This is a genomic window from Allomuricauda sp. M10, from assembly GCF_020782875.1.
In the GTDB taxonomy this organism is placed as follows: Bacteria; Bacteroidota; Bacteroidia; order Flavobacteriales; family Flavobacteriaceae; genus Flagellimonas.
The window spans coordinates 218,647-232,885 of record NZ_JAJGBN010000006.1 but is presented as its reverse complement, the minus strand read 5'-3'; the positions used below and the strand labels follow the sequence as shown (position 1 = coordinate 232,885).

The 14,239-nt window shown below is 42.7% G+C and carries 10 protein-coding genes and 1 tRNA gene; 8 read left to right on the top strand and 3 right to left on the bottom strand.

The annotated features are described in order from the left end of the window. The first annotated feature begins 15 nt into the window (after positions 1-15). Together LKX84_RS15515 and LKX84_RS15510 are read left to right on the top strand one after the other, a co-directional pair. The gene (locus tag LKX84_RS15515; protein ID WP_228238194.1) at positions 16-1,002 is read left to right on the top strand and encodes a sensor histidine kinase; all 987 of its coding nucleotides are present in this window, start codon (positions 16-18) and stop codon (positions 1,000-1,002) included. A gap of 2 nt (positions 1,003-1,004) precedes the next feature. Then, the gene (locus tag LKX84_RS15510; protein ID WP_228238193.1) at positions 1,005-1,736 is read left to right on the top strand and encodes a LytR/AlgR family response regulator transcription factor; all 732 of its coding nucleotides are present in this window, start codon (positions 1,005-1,007) and stop codon (positions 1,734-1,736) included. Here the strand turns inward: LKX84_RS15510 and LKX84_RS15505 are convergent. Continuing rightward, a complete protein-coding gene (locus LKX84_RS15505; RefSeq protein ID WP_228238179.1) occupies positions 1,733-3,469 on the bottom strand; it encodes a sensor histidine kinase in 1,737 nt (578 codons plus the stop codon). The two genes, LKX84_RS15510 and LKX84_RS15505, sit on opposite strands and share 4 nt — an antisense overlap. Before the next feature lie 279 nt (positions 3,470-3,748). Between LKX84_RS15505 and LKX84_RS15500 the strand changes: the two genes are divergently transcribed. The 5 genes from LKX84_RS15500 (at position 3,749) to LKX84_RS15480 (ending at position 12,122) form a co-directional block, all read left to right on the top strand. Continuing rightward, on the top strand, positions 3,749-4,939 hold the full coding sequence (locus LKX84_RS15500; protein WP_228238177.1) for a hypothetical protein: 1,191 nt from the start codon (positions 3,749-3,751) through the stop codon (positions 4,937-4,939). A 49-nt stretch (positions 4,940-4,988) separates the two neighbouring features. After that, complete coding sequence (locus tag LKX84_RS15495) at positions 4,989-7,526, top strand: hypothetical protein (protein ID WP_228238176.1); 2,538 nt, start codon at positions 4,989-4,991, stop codon at positions 7,524-7,526. A 68-nt stretch (positions 7,527-7,594) separates the two neighbouring features. Next, positions 7,595-8,170, top strand: coding sequence for an RNA polymerase sigma factor (locus LKX84_RS15490; protein ID WP_228238175.1), 576 nt, complete (start codon positions 7,595-7,597; stop codon positions 8,168-8,170). Then, complete coding sequence (locus tag LKX84_RS15485; RefSeq protein WP_228238174.1) at positions 8,160-8,888, top strand: tetratricopeptide repeat protein; 729 nt, start codon at positions 8,160-8,162, stop codon at positions 8,886-8,888. Before LKX84_RS15490 ends, LKX84_RS15485 begins: the two co-directional genes overlap by 11 nt. Positions 8,889-8,924: 36 nt before the next feature. Then, positions 8,925-12,122: a CHAT domain-containing protein gene (locus LKX84_RS15480; protein ID WP_228238173.1), complete on the top strand. Its 3,198-nt coding sequence runs from the start codon at positions 8,925-8,927 to the stop codon at positions 12,120-12,122. Between the two features lie 18 nt (positions 12,123-12,140). Here LKX84_RS15480 and LKX84_RS15475 read toward each other — a convergent pair whose 3' ends face one another. Both LKX84_RS15475 and LKX84_RS15470 read right to left on the bottom strand, forming a co-directional pair. Next, entirely contained in the window at positions 12,141-12,908 is a 768-nt protein-coding gene (locus LKX84_RS15475; RefSeq protein ID WP_228238172.1) for a hypothetical protein, read from the bottom strand. Positions 12,909-13,019: 111 nt separating this feature from the next. Next, positions 13,020-13,101: transfer RNA gene (locus LKX84_RS15470), tRNA-Leu, on the bottom strand. A 158-nt stretch (positions 13,102-13,259) separates the two neighbouring features. Between LKX84_RS15470 and LKX84_RS15465 the strand changes: the two genes are divergently transcribed. Then, complete coding sequence (locus LKX84_RS15465) at positions 13,260-14,201, top strand: ribose-phosphate pyrophosphokinase (protein WP_228238169.1); 942 nt, start codon at positions 13,260-13,262, stop codon at positions 14,199-14,201. Positions 14,202-14,239 lie beyond the last annotated feature (38 nt).

Below are 14,239 nucleotides of genomic sequence, written 5' to 3'. Positions count from 1 at the left end.
TTTTTTTTCCATGTTATGGTATGGGTTGTACTCTTCAGCTTTCCCTATCTGTTGAGCTACGATACCGAACAGGCATTTGAACATGTATTGACTTTTTCATGGGTACCGCTGTTTCTGTATATGGCTGTGTTTTACCTGAACTATTGGTTTTTGGCGGACCGCTACTTTTTTCCAAAGAAAATAGTCTGGTTCATCTGCATCAACATAGCGGTCATCATTGTTCTGATCTTCTTTAGGGAATGGATCACGGATTTGATTTTCCCTCGACCTCAAAATAATGATAGAAGAGGCCCTCCAAGAACCATGGTGTTGTATATTCAGACCCTTTCCTTTCTAGTACCTATTGTGTGGGCCGTAGCCTTGCGTGCTATGGAACGACTGATCAAATCCGAGGTGGAAAAAAAGGAAGTGGCCCATCAACAGTTAAAATCGGACCTTCAGCATTTGCAATACCAGTTGCAACCGCATTTTTTCTTCAATTCGTTGAACAATATTTATGCGTTGGTCGATATTTCTCCGGAAGATGCCAAGGACACCATCCACAGTTTGGGAAAATTGATGCGATACCTGTTGTACGAAACCCATACCGAAAAAGTCCCCCTTGCCAAGGAAATCGACTTTATGGTCAAATACATTGAATTGGGAAAATTGCGATTGACGGACAAAACCAAGGTGGAGTATCATTTCCCGGAAGTGGATCCAACAGTACAGGTGCCTCCCCTTCTTTTTATTTCCTTGATCGAGAATGCCTTCAAGCATGGGGTTTCTGCCCAAGAGGAAAGCACCATCAATTTTACGATGGAACTGAAGAGTGATAAGATAATTTTTAAAGGTAAGAACACGGATTTCCCAAAATCCCATACAGACCAAAGTGGATCGGGCATCGGTTTAAAGAACCTTAAAGATCGTTTGGATCTATTGTATCCCAACAAACATTATTTTGGAAATGAGATTATTTCGGGACAGTTCCGTATCATCGTGGAAATTCCATTGAACGCCTAGCCATGGAGAAAAGAATCTTGACATGTATCGCCGTTGATGATGAGCCCATGGCCCTCAAATTAATTGAGGGATACATTGCCAAGACCCCATTCTTGGAGATGAAAAATTCCTTTTCCAATGCCATTGCAGCGTTGGAATATTTCAACCAAAATCCCGTGGACCTGTTGTTTCTGGATATCCAAATGCCCGACTTGAGCGGTATGGAGCTTTCCAAGATCGTAAAGGAAAAAACCAAGGTTATCTTTACCACCGCTTTTGATCAATATGCCTTGGAAGGATTTAAGGTAAATGCCGTGGATTATTTATTGAAACCCTTCAACTATGCCGAGTTTTTGGTAGCTGCCCAAAAAGCCCAAGAACGCATTTCAGGTTCAAAAAATTCAGGAAACAATACTGAAAGTGTGGCCGGAAAGGAATTTTTGTTCGTGAAATCCGGTTACAAGCAATTGAAAATTGCCTTGGATCAAGTGCTTTATTTTGAAGGGTTGAAGGATTACGTAAAAATTTGGGTGAAGGGAAATCCAAGTGCCGTGCTCACCTTGATGACCTTAAAATCTTTGGAGGAGGAACTCCCTTCTACCCGGTTCATGAGGGTAAACCGATCTTTTATCGTTGCCCTGCCCTACATTGAAGAAGTGGAACGCAACCTCATCACCATCAACAATAATCAAATTACGGTTTCCGAGCAGCACAAGGAGAAGTTTCAGGAGTATATCGAAAAACATTCCTTCTAGTCAATAAAAAAATTGAGAGTTACCCTTGTTCCCAAGGCTTTCCCTTCATCCCCGTACAGGTCCTCAATAACAATTGTCTGTTCGTCTCTGTCTATTTGCAAGGCATCCAAACGCTCCTGCATCATGGAAACTCCCTTGGAACGGTGTTCCACACGCCCCAATTTATTTCTTTCACTTTCCACCCTTCCAATACCATTGTCTTCAATGATACATTGCAAAACCTGATGGCTTGCTTTGCGAAAGGTAATGGAAAGTTGTCTCTTCCCGTTTTCTTTAGGTAGCAATCCATGGATTATGGCATTTTCCACAAAAGGTTGGGTCACCAACAAGGGCACTTCAATGGTATCTGGGCACAATCTAGGCTCCACTGAAATAGTGTAGTCAAAATCTTTTTGAAAACGAAGTGATTCCAATGAAATATATTTTTCAAGAAAGGATATTTCTTCAGACAATAGCACATTCTCCTGTGAGGAACTTTCCAGAACATGGCGCATCAACTTGCTGAACTTGTTCAGATAATTCAAAGCGGCGGATTTTTCTTCGGACAATACCAAATGTTGAATGGAGCCCAAGGCATTAAAAATAAAGTGGGGGTTCAACTGCGAACGTAAAAGCCTAAGATAAGTCTTGGACGCTTCATGTTCCGCTTGTATCTTTTTAAGGTTTTCTTCCATAACCTTATAACCAAGTCCGAGTGAGAAAACCGTTATTTCACCAACCGCCCCCAATCTAAGATAATTACCATCCCCCGTCACATAAACCAATACGGAACAAAGTCCATAAATAAAAGAGCCCACTATGATAAACCAATTCAATTGATCTTTGAACCTTAAGATCAAGTACCCCAAACTGAACAAAACCAGAATTGATAGGAGTACCGCCCGAATGTCCAATAACAAAAAATGTAACTGAAAATTCCCTATCAAAATAAGAAGTGTATCGATTACCAACCAGACCATAAAAATGGCCACTGAAATATTAATAGCCTTGTTCAACAGGGGGTAATTTTGTTTGGTATTCAAAAAATATTTTTCAAAAAGTGCATAGAACAGCCCAGCCAACAGCTCAAAGGTATTGCCCAACAAAAAGGAAGTGAAGGAATAATTCCCTACGAAACGTTCATACCACCCAAAGCCATATCTGCCCAAAAAAATGGCCAGTGAAAGAGCGTACAACGAATAATATATGTACTCAGGCTGTTTGTAGGTGCGATAAAACACCATACTTATGACCACCCCAACAAAAGCGGCTCCCCACAACAAATAGCCCAATGAAAAAATCCTTACCGAACTTTTGGAAAGATGTACTTGCTTATATTCTTCAAAGCGTTTCGCATAAAAAAGGAATGCCTTATCCCCCAAATGTTGCCTAGTATTCAATTTAGAAAACTTGAGGTACAGATACCTACCATGAAAAAGATTTCCCTTTTGGAAGGTAAATTTTCCAGTAAACCTAGCATTCAACTCAAAACTGCCCATTGTCAATGAATCCAATTTATTTTGGTTGAGATAGAACAACTTGGCCCTGTTCAGGTTTCCAATTTGCAAGATCCATGGATCTTGACCTTCGTCCAAAAGTGTCTCGTATGGGCCAAAATCCAATCGGGCCACATAAATGGTACTAGGGTCGGTCGGGCCAAAATTAGAAGGCTCTTCGTATTCCAGATTGGCTGCCCGTTCCCCTGGAATGTTCTCTTTGGTGTTATACAAATGATATGGGACAATATGGTCCATGCCTTGCAATGGTTCGACCTGGGCATTTACCTCAGAAAAATACAACAGGGCAAAGCATATGACAAATAAGATTCTCCTTGTGGGGATGGAGAGCACTACTGGCATAGATTGAAAATGGTATGGGTCTGCACTTTTAAAGATATAAAAATGTAAGGATTTAACGATAAGTTCCAGTATTAACAAAAAGTGACGTTTTCCCCTTCAAAAAAAATAATTATTCGGCTGATGACATTTCATAATGATTTCGATAGGAAGATATAACCCTATCAAAAGTCCATTATGAGAACACTGATTTTTACCTTCATTTGTCTTGCCTTCGCCTGCAAGGAAAACCCACAAGACCCCAATAGCTCCACCTATAATGAGCGACTTGACGAGGAGAGTGCTTGGAACAACGGCACATCAGATCAAAAAGAGCCATTTTTCCAAACCAGCCGAAATAAAACCCATGAACTGCGCGATGCCCGCACAGGAATGGTAGTGCAGAGTACTGAATATCCTTCTAACTGGAAAGTGATTTCCAAACCCATCTACACCATAGATCAAAAAATTCCTGATTTTCTTATGCAGATCGATGGGCCCAATCACTTGAAAACCTTCAACACACCCACCAAGTTTCATGTATCGTATCAAAGTCCACAGTTAACGCAGATGATGTCCCAATACGGTATGGCCTCCATGATCCGGCCCATGGTAGGAAACCAACAACTTTTTAGGGAAGACGTGGAACCCCGCATGCAAAAAAACGGATACACCTTTGTACGTCAACGTTCCATGCCCGATGACGAAGCTTATGTGAAACAAAAAATGCAGGAAAATGGGTTCGGACAAGGGTATTTGGAGTACACCGCCACGGAATGGAAGAACCAAAACGGCCAGAAGGCCTTGGCACGAATTGTAAAAATAGCACTGCAACAACCGCTCATGAACAATGAGATGATGACCATGTGGCTCTATACAACGGATTATGTTTTTGTGGATGAAGGACAGTTTGAAGCGACTCTTGACCAACTCCATAAATCGACCGTGGGCACACAGGAAAATCCCCAATGGAAACAATACATGACCCAATTGAACCAACAACGTGCCATGGAAAACCAGCGAAAAATGCAGATCGCCGCACAACAGCACCAACAGCGTATGAACGACCGATGGGCAGCTTTCAATGCGCACCAAGAAAACATGCGGGCCATTTCAGCGGCACAGGATGCCAACCATGCCTCGTTTATGAACCGCAATTTTGGTGCTGGTAGTGATACGGGCCAACGCCAATTCCTGAACATGATCAACGAACAGGAAACCGTGTACAATCCCCTCACCGGAAACAATTACCAAGTAAATGCAGGGTCCACGGAATACTGGATGGATAGTGACGGCAACTACATTCAAAACAACGACCTCTTTTATACCCCCAATGGCGATATCAACCTCAACAACAGGGAATGGGTAAAAGTGGGCAATACCAATTGATGACATTTTGAATTCCTAACGATATATACAAAACCAAAATACCGAACACATGAAAAATACATACAAATTCCTTTTTCTTATCCTGCTGCTCAGTATGACAATGGGATGCAGTTCCAAAGATGACATCACCATTCCACCTGATGACGACACCTCGCAAACAGATGATGACAATGGCTCCAGTGTTTCCCTGACATACGAGGAGATCGACATCCAAATTGAACTGCCAGAAGGGATGAGTTTGGATATTTCAAACACCTACGTCGAGACTGTACTGAGTGAATATCAAATAAAATCAGATCTTACGGCGAGTATAAATGTCCTAAAGGACAAAAAAAGCCTGGTCTATTTAAGGAACACCGATGGTGAAATCATTCTCATGGGGTTCATCTCCAAAGAACACCCCATATTAGATGCCCGATCAACTTTTGAGGCCTCCCTGTTTTTCCGGTTTGGAACAGTGTTCAGATTGCCCGAGTTAAAGGAAAAATTCCTGAATGAATTCAGGGACCTGGCTGAAATTGACCCCTTTGTCACCGAATTGGGGGAAATGTACAAAACCGATGCCCTACTACTCAAGTCAGACACTTTCAGGAGTTGGTTAGACGATGCGGCCAGTAAGTTAGTGAACAACAAAAAGGTAATCGATATCCAAAACAAAGTGCTCATACCCAACAACGACACTAAAAGTGGCATTAAGGTGGTACAGGATAGTGACAATGTTTTAAGTGTGGACGTCCTCAATTATTACCGAAGGAGGGCACGTGCCTTTTTCTACAAAGTGGCCGTGAAAAAAAATGGGGAATTTGAGACACTATTGGATCTGGATCAAGTCATCACCAGTTATGAAACCTCTCTTGAACCAAACCTTGAACTGGATATTTCTGCCATAAACGGTATTACCTCCATACAAGGCGGCGTCATTGATGTGGCCATTGGTCATGGTAATAATACGGATGTTGGGTTCAAAAGTAATGGCCCCATAGAACTGGAACTTTTGGATAATGATGACGCTTCTAAATATGCGATAAGGGTACTGGGTCCCGGCAAACAAAGCACCCGTATTCATACCAAACAAGAAGGTGATGCCCTATTGAAAATGCAATTGGAGACCTTTCTTCTGGATTTTATGATTCCAGGCATTACAACCCTGTTAGGTGTTGGCGACATAGCGGACACTTATATTGCCTCCATAAATGTCGACACCGGCGTAGAGCTATTAAATGCAGTATTGGCATCTACACCAGGAGCCCTCGACGCCATTGATGAGGGAGAATTTATTACTGCTCTATATGAGTTTACAAAGGCTTTCATTGGCAATGTTGTAGGTATTGAAGGGTTTTTCGAAGAAGTTTTCGTTAAACCGTTGCAAAAGCAAGGCATATATGCCTCAGTCGGAGATTTAAAGGGGAAATTGGCTGCTCCCCTAACGATCACCAATGCCATCCTTACCAGTGTTGACGGCTATCGTATTGTCGATGATATCTATAAATCCTCTCAACTCGAGCAATTCGAATCCATTGTAAGCCGCAGCAAAGTGCGTATCTCCCCATATGAAAAGGGCATCGTACTTGGCGAACAAGTGGAATATAAGGCGACTTCTCCGGATATTGATCAGACCACAACCAGCAATTACCTATATAAATGGATAACCACTGAAAAATTTGGTGACTTCATAGAAAATTCGGGAACGAACCAAATCACATATAAAAGCAACCCTGACTACGGAACATTGCCCCAAAATGCCCATGACAGCATCTATGTAGAGGTATATATAAAAGAGGAAGGGGGTCTTCTCGGTGCTCTTGTTGGGAAAGATTCGACCATAGTGAACATTAGTCCCACAAAATACAAGATTCGGCCCGATGGGATTACCATAGACGGTGATTCAAAACTAACCATGAGGGTTGTGGACGCCGATAATGCGCCACTTACCAATAGTAACGGAATGTACTATAAAGTCGTTTGGCAAACACAGGGAAATTACGGGAAACTCAATGGTGCTGACATTAGCGTTACAACATATTCGGAAGACGGGTTCTCAGTATCCTATGAAACTTTTGATCGGGAAACTGCAAATGCCACTGAAGTGGTTTCAGCCAAAATCTATTCCAGTACTTCAGCCCTATTTAACGGGGATGATTCAGAATTGACATTAGTTGATGAAATTGAAGCTACTATAAATATAGAAAACAGGGATGATGTCCTCATCTATTATACAAAGGTAGGCTATGACAAAAAAAGCTCTCCACTTACGGGAAACCCTGATTATACCCATTGGGAATATTGGAGTGAGTGGAAATGGAACTCATCCGAGGCGGTCATCCCGGATGGATATGAAGTGCAACAAGTAAGTATGAGAATCGTTGAGCGGATCCCAGATCTGATTCCATCGTGTTCCTATACTTCCAATACGTGGAGCCTAGAACCCGGGGAGTCCATGGAACCTAACTATACAGTGTACTGTGGAGGATCGGGATTCAATGTGGGACCTAATACCAATGAAGATACTTTGGCCAACATGGAAAGTCTATATGGTTCGGTGGAAGGCTATGCAAAGGTCATGGTGTACTTAAGGGCAAAAAATTGAAACCATAACGATCAAATGACGGATGGGCTGCTAATTTTTTATAAATTCCCCATACTTTCCAACAAAGTATGGGGAATACACACCAAAAGGTAGACAAAGCAGTCAGTGGTTTCAGAAAAAACGATTCGGAAACCATGCAGACAATCTACCAAGAAGTGTATCCAAAAGTGCGTGCCCATATCTTAAAGAACAATGGTAATGAAGATCAGGCCAAGGATACTTTCCAGGAGGCATTTGTGGCCTGTTGGAGGAACATCAAGGAAGAAAGGTTTTTGGAAGGAAATGTTTCCGGATATCTTTTTACCATAGCCAAGAACAAATGGACCGATTTTTTACGATCATCGAAGTATAAAAAAACCATCAACACGGATTCACAATCCTTTTTAAAGGTGGTGCAGGATGACCCCATGCCCAAGGATGACATTCTTGAGGAAGAACAGAACAGAAGTGCCATGCAGACTGCTTTTGATCAATTGGGTGAAAATTGCAGGTCCCTCCTTCAGTTGTTTTATTTTGAAAGGAGGTCCATGGAAGAAATTTCAAAAGAGATGGGAATGGCTCCCCATTCAGCGCGCAACCAAAAATACCGTTGCATGGAAAAGCTGAGAAGCCTAAGCCTTCAAATCAAGAACAATGAACGATAGCTCCTACATATCACAAGAACGCCAAGAAACCTTTGAAAGGTATCTGATGGCCCAAATGGACCATCGGGAACGTTCCCAATTTTTGGAAAATTTGGAGCAAGACGCCCAATTGATGCAGGAATTCAAAGAATTCAAGGCCTTGTTCCATAGTGTTGAGGAAGCTTCGCTTCGTGAACAGATGGAATCCTTTCATACCGGATTGGAATCGCCATCCAAAAAAACAATAAAAGGCCGCACCTTCCCCATCTATAAAATTGCCGCGGTCATTACAGTTTTGGTTGCCATGGGCCTATGGCTCCTCTACCAAAAAAATCCTAATGAAAAACTCTACCAAGAATATTTTACTGCAGACCCAGGGCTTCCTACCGTTATGGGAAATAGCAGCAATTACAACTTTTATGAAGCCATGGTGGATTATAAACAGGGCCATTACAAAACCGCCATCACCAAATGGGAACAGTTATGGGCACAGAAAAAGGACAACGATACCCTCAATTACTTTTTGGGTTCCGCGTATTTGGCAGACGGTGAGGCAACCAAGGCCATTTCCTTTTTTGATCTGGTGGTAGAAGACGATAACGCTTCATTTAAAAACGAAGCTGCCTTTTACCAAGGACTTGCCCATCTCAAAAATGGCGACACCCATGCAGCCCTAAAAAGTCTTGAAAAAGCCAAAGATGAAAAAAGTCGGGAATTGATAAAAAAACTTAAGGACTGATCGGTTATGTACAAGGGCCTATCATCTTTTCTCTTGATGTTTGCGCTTTTGTTGCAGACGTCTATATTTTCACAACAACATCCCACCCTAAAAAAACTGGACAGCCTCATATCCGCTGATGCTTTTCAGGAAGCACAAAATATTATTGGCAAAGAAGTTGCGAAGGGTCAAAAAAATGCCCAATTGAATTTGGGCAAATTGGTGTACCCCCTCGCCAAAATTGAATTTCTGCAAGACCACCAAACCAGCTTTAAAAAGGCCCAACAACTTTTGAAAAATCTGGAGAGCAGCCATCAACCAGATTCCGTTCGTTTTGAGGCCCTCATGGGTATGGGTCTTGCCCAAATAGACCAAGGAGATGTCATCCAGGCCAATGAAACGGTTCTTCGGGCCAACACCATTGCCAAAGCGATGCAAGATCCACAAAGCATACTTACATCGGAATATTATTTAGGAGAGATTGGTTTAAAGTTGGGGGATTTTGACCAATTAATGGACCAAACCGAAAAGGCGCTTCGTGTGATGAACAACCATCCAAGATCCAAATTCCGATTGGCACCACGAGTGCTGAACTACAAGGCTTCCCTCATGCATTTTATGGGTAAGCCCGATAGTGTCAACTTCTATTTTGAAAAAGCCATCAAAAGTATTGACGCCAACGACAAAGACCCCGAGTACCGATATTACCTTCCGAGTGTGATCTATGGCAACTGGACCTTGGCCAAGCAAACGGCTGGAGATTATGATGCGGCAATGGAGTACACATTAAAATGCATTTCAAGCTACAATGCCTTCCTGCAAAACACCCATAATCATCCCCTTACTGAAAAAGTCCATGGCAATCTTTCCATTGCCTACCGAAACCTGGGCAGTCTTTACAACGATTTGGGAGATAAGGAAAAGGCCATTCAAGTGGCCACTTTGGGATACCATCATGCCAAAAAATACCTTCTTCCCAATACCGTTCAATATTTCAGTGCTTTGGTGATGATGGGAGAGGCTTACCTTTATGGCGGCAATCCAGAAAAGGCGAGAATTTATCTGGAAGAGGCAAAAACTTCCTTAAAGACCATTCCTGGAGACAACTGGTTGTACGCGGCAAACCTGTATTCCGTTTTGGGCGACCTCGAAAAAAGGGATGGGAGTATTTCAGTGGCCATTACCAATTATCAAAAAACGTTGGAGGCCTATAAAAATAGTAGTCCCGATGAGTTCAGTCAAAATGTGGTCTATGCGCAATTCAACCTCGCCCAGTCCTATGCCGATGACCATCAGTTCAACAAGGCCGAAAACCTGATTGAAGAAACCTATTCCGAAACGGCAAAAACCTATGGCCCAGAAAGTTTTCTGGCCAAAACGGCACTACTCACCAAAATCCGGATTTCTTACTTAAAAGGAGATTTTGAAAAAACCGTTCAGCTGTGTGAACAATTATTGCCCACCCAACAAAACGAAGCGGAAAGTCAGGACAGGCTTTACCAATGGGGCGATCGACCCGAGATTTTACTGTATTTGGCAAAATCCAAATTTCAATTAGTGCCCCATTCCTTAAAAAATCTTCAGGATTTGGCAAAAACGGTTGATCAAGCAACAGCTTTTGTAGAGAAACGTAAATCTTTGGTTTCTTCCCAAGAAGGTGTGGCCAATCTTATCGAAAACAATAGAGAAATCTTCAATTTCGCCAAAAAGGTATATCTGGAATTGTACCAACAGTCTCATGAGGACAAGTATCTGGAAAAGGTCATGACCCTGAACGAATCCTCCATTTACAATCGGATCAGGGCCAGGCTTAACCTTGTCAACAATACACTTTCCCCCACTGCAATCCGCGAGCAAGAAAACCAGCTACGGGAACAGATCGATGCATTTTTCGATGTAGAAGAAGACCAAACCTTGTTCAATGCCGCAAAGTGGGATTCCCTTTCCATCGCTTGGCAAAATCATTTGACATTCCTTCAACAAGAATATCCGGAATACTATAAAATGAGGTACGCCTCCATTTTGGAGCCTCTTAATAATCTGGAAAAACAAGTTCCCTCAACCACCACTTTGGTTCGTTATTTTTCGGATGGGGATGATGCCTATGCTTATGTGTACCATGATGGTGAGGCAAGATTGACTCCCTTGGGAAACCTTAAAACCCTATGTATTTCCTCGATTTCGGATTACAGTATTCCCGAAGATGAACTGTTCGACTGTCTGCACCAATTGTATGCAAAGCTTTGGAAACCTTTTGAAGAACAGGTAAAGACAGAAAATGTCATCATTTTTCCGGACGGGGAACTTTTTAATTTGAGTTTTGAACTGCTCACGCCCAAAAAAATCAATTCCCTGAAACAATTGGCCACCAATAGTCTTTTGACCAAATACAATATTTCGTACAACTATAGCCTGTTCATGTTGGATCAACAACAAAAGGTTCTGGAATTTGAAAAGAATTTCATCGCTTTTGTACCCGAGTTTGGCACACAAATGAAGAGTGATTATGAAATGGCCATCATGGATTCCCTTTATCTGGACAAAACCTATCTCACCTTGTTGCCCCAACCTTTCAGCTACAACCTGGCCAAAAAATTCGGAAAAGTGTTTCATGGCGATACGTTTTTGAATGAAAAGGCATCCAAACAAGTGTTTTCGAAAATGGCGAAGGAACACAAGATCATCCATATTGCTACCCATGCCGAATCCAATAACTTGACCCCAGAACTCTCTCGATTGGTCTTTGCCAAAAACACTACGGACATGGTCGACATCAACGACAATTATCTCTACACCTACGAAATTTATAATGAAAATTTGAGTTCCAATCTGGCCATTTTAACCGCCTGCGAGACTGGCAAACCTACCTATCAACCTGGGGAAGGAATGATTTCCTTGGCCCACGCCTTCAACTATGCCGGTAGTGAAAGCATTTTGACCAGTTTGTGGCAAATCGATGAAAAATCCAGCGCGGAAATCCTGGCTTCTTTCTACCACTATCTTTCCAAAGGAAAACGCAAGGACGAGGCCATACGTTTGGCAAAGTTGGATTATTTAAAACAATCCGAAGGGCGCACCCTGCACCCACAATATTGGGCGGGCCTAGTGTTGATGGGAGATGCCGCTCCAATCGAACTTCACCAATCTACACACTGGATGGTTTGGGCCATTATTTTGATGTCGCTTTTAATCCTTGCCCTGATTTTCCGTAAAAAGAAAACCCCCGCAAAAACGGGGGCAAACTCAAACAACTAACTAACTTAAAGAGAAATCCTATCCTCCGGTATTGTTCGGAATATTGGGATCGTTATCGTCGGGATCCTCATTGGCGGGAACACCGTCGTTGTCATTATCCACAAAAGTGCCGTCCCTTCCCACAAATAGCTGAAAGTTAATGGGGAAAAAGGTGTCCATAACCTGGGTTTCATATTCGCCGGTCGGTGCTGTGGTCACTGAAATGGCCGAAAAAGTACCGCCTGCCGCATAGGTGGAACGCACCCATATTTGAGCCGTAATGCCATCAAAACGGAGCAAACGGGCAGTGAACTGGGACGAAATACCTTCAAAAGTATTGTTGGCCGTGGTGGTGCAAAGCACTTCTGGAGTACCAGAAAATCCGTAGTGGGCAAAAACCCCATTGATCTCATTGCTAATGATGCTCGTTGCAGATACCTGACCGGCAGCTTGGGTATTCGGAATCCAGCGGAAAACCACTGCATTGTCATTCCGTACCAAATTGACCCCTAGCGTAGCCGTCTGGGCATCCGTTACCTCAAAGGCGGAAAAACCTGTTGGGTACGTGAACCCGATCAGTGGTTGCAAGCTGTGGATAAACTGTCCGCCTGGGTTTTTAATGACCGGGACCTGCGCCAAAGGAGCTGGAATGGAATGGGCAAATTCCCAATAAATACCAGTGATACCGGTTACATTGGCACAAAGACCCTGAGGTTCTGCATTGATGCGTCCATCATCGGAATCCGAACTACAGCTAAGGCAAAAAAGAAAAATAAAAGTGGCAATTAAAGTTTGAATGGTTTTCATGATGATTATGCTTTTTCTTGATATCGGGTAAAAAGAAAAATGTCATCACAATTGTTCCAATATCTTAGGAAAGAGCATAAAAAAAGCCGAGAAAATCTCGGCTTTTACCTGTACCTTGGGTGGGAATCGAACCCACACGTCCGAAGACACTGGATTTTGAATCCAGCGCGTCTACCAATTCCGCCACCAAGGCATCATGGCATTTTCAAAATGCGACTGCAAAGCTAACAAAATATTTTAATTTCCAACCAAAAAATAGTTTGATTTATCCTTTAGCAACCCGAATTAATTTTTAAATTTGCACCTCTTTAGAAAATAGCCCTTTAAAAAGCTAGATAACAAGAGTTTGCAATGGCCTATCAAGTTCCCGAACCTAAAATTTTTGCGTGTAGCCAAAGTACGGTGCTTGGCGAGAAAATTGCTGCTTCTTATGGGGCCGAACTAGGGAACGTTCTTTTTTCACGGTACAGTGATGGGGAGTTTCAACCTTCGTTTGAAGAATCCATTCGTGGAGCCAGGATTTTTCTGATCGGCTCTACCCATCCCGGACCTGAAAACTTAATGGAAATGTTGTTGATGATAGATGCCGCCAAGCGCGCTTCTGCCAGACACATCACTGCGGTTATGCCTTATTTTGGTTGGGCCAGACAGGATAGAAAAGATAAACCCCGTGTTCCGATCGCGGCCAAATTGGTGGCCAAGATGTTGGAAACGGCAGGTGCCACGAGAATCATCACCATGGACCTACACGCTGATCAAATCCAAGGTTTTTTTGAAAAACCCGTGGATCATCTGTTCGCCTCTACCTTGTTCCTACCCTACCTGAAAAGTTTGAACTTGGACAATCTCTGCATTGCTTCACCGGACATGGGAGGTTCCAAAAGAGCCTATGCCTATTCCAAGGCGTTGGAGTGTGATGTAGTGATCTGTTACAAACAAAGGGCCAAGGCCAATGAGATTTCGCACATGGAACTCATCGGTGACGTTGCAGGAAAAAATGTGGTCTTGGTAGATGATATGGTGGATACCGCCGGAACCTTGACCAAGGCTGCCGACCTGATGATGGAACGCGGAGCCATTAGCGTACGTGCCGTAACAACACACGGGTTGCTTTCTGGCAATGCCTATGAAAGAATTGAAAAATCGATGTTGACGGAATTGATCATAACCGATTCCATTCCGATCGATCATAACCAGAAAAAAATTAGGGTATTGTCTTGTGCCGACCTTTTTGCAGATGTAATGCACCGGGTCCACCACAACACCTCAATATCCTCGAAGTTTTTGATGTAGCCTTCGAAATAAAAGTTTAGAATTTAATTTAATTAGTT